This window comes from Streptomyces sp. NPDC097617, from assembly GCF_044761485.1.
In the GTDB taxonomy this organism is placed as follows: Bacteria; Actinomycetota; Actinomycetes; order Streptomycetales; family Streptomycetaceae; genus Streptomyces.
Genome location: NZ_JBIWCL010000093.1, coordinates 1 through 1,010, shown reverse-complemented (window position 1 = coordinate 1,010; position 1,010 = coordinate 1). Strand labels below are relative to the sequence as shown.

1 protein-coding gene is annotated in these 1,010 nt (G+C 66.0%); it reads left to right on the top strand.

Going from position 1 to position 1,010, the window contains the following annotated elements; genetic code table 11:
- Window positions 1-62 precede the first annotated feature (62 nt).
- On the top strand, window positions 63-977 hold the full coding sequence (locus ACIQZO_RS40550) for an IS982 family transposase (protein ID WP_403636451.1): 915 nt from the start codon (window positions 63-65) through the stop codon (window positions 975-977).
- Window positions 978-1,010 lie beyond the last annotated feature (33 nt).

Below are 1,010 nucleotides of genomic sequence, written 5' to 3'. Positions count from 1 at the left end.
CTAGATGAATGAGTCCAAGGGATGACCTGCGGACATAGGACGAGGGCGTCCAGAGTCTGTGTGTGAAGACCGACTTGGACACCCTCGCGACAGCACTCTATGCCCGGATCGACGACGAGTTGAAGGCTTCGCCATGGTTGGCCCCATGGCGCCCGGCCGTCGGGATCGTGCCGACGCTCAGTGACGCCGAGCTGATCACGCTCGCGGTCATGTCGGCGCTGCTCGGCTACACCTCCGAGCGGCGCTGGCTGCGCCGTGTCGGGCGGGACTTCGGCCACCTGTTTCCCTACGTGCCCCAGCAGTCCGGCTACAACAAGCGGCTACGCGCCGCGTTCTCGCTGCTGAGCAGCGTGATCCGGATCCTGGCCCGGGACACCTCACTGTGGAGCGACGATGTGTGGGTGGTCGACTCCACACCGGTCGGCTGCGGCTGTTCCCGCGAGACTGCCAGACGCTCGGACCTGGCGGGCTGGGCCCAGTACGGCTACTGCGCGTCACACTCGCGGTACTTCTGGGGGCTACGTCTGCACCTGGTGTGCACGCTCGGAGGACTGCCGATCATGTTCGCGCTCACCGGAGCGAAGGCCGATGAGCGCGAGACGCTGCGCGACATGCTCGACACCGCGCCTGACGTCGAAGCCGGCCACCCCGGCCAGACGATCATCGGGGACAAGAACTACTTCGGCCGCGAGTTCGAGCACGACCTTGCCGAGCGTCACCTGGAATTGCTGCGACCGGCCCGCAAGGGGGAGGCCGAGCGGGCCGGGGCACACCTGTTCAAGCCGCTGCGGCAGGTCATCGAGTCGATCAACCAGACCTTCAAGGGGCAGCTCGACCTGGAACGACACGGCGGCAAGAGCCCGGGAGGGGTGGCTGCCCGCGTCCTGTGCCGGATCCTCGCACTCACAGCGGCGATCTGGCACAACGACAAGACTGGGCAGCCGGTCAAGCGGTCACTGATCGCCTACGACCACTGACAGTGAGGACACCCCTTGGACTCATTCATCTAG